This window comes from Halioglobus sp. HI00S01 (assembly GCF_001635445.1).
Lineage (GTDB): Bacteria > Pseudomonadota > Gammaproteobacteria > Pseudomonadales > Halieaceae > Halioglobus > Halioglobus japonicus.
Genome location: NZ_LWEE01000104.1, coordinates 1 through 219, shown reverse-complemented (window position 1 = coordinate 219; position 219 = coordinate 1). Strand labels below are relative to the sequence as shown.

Here is a 219-nt window from a genome sequence, read left to right as displayed (position 1 = left end):
GGCAATGCCCCCGGCCCGACGCACCCGAGCAAAAATCCTGATGGTACGGGTGATGCCGCGGCCGATGCGAGCAATGTGATCGATAGCTCCTCCGGCGATATTCTGTTGTCCGGCTTCCTCAGTGCGCCGATTCGCAACCTGGCGGGTGCGGTACGACCTGATTTGCCGACGCCGGTGCCAGCACTGCCTTTGGTCTGCTTTGGCTGAGTGTTCTGGCAT

1 protein-coding gene is annotated in these 219 nt (G+C 61.6%); it reads left to right on the top strand.

The features are described from left to right. On the top strand, positions 1-207 hold a 207-nt coding region (locus tag A3709_RS23740), incomplete at its 5' end, for a hypothetical protein (RefSeq protein WP_197484185.1). Positions 208-219: the final 12 nt, after the last annotated feature.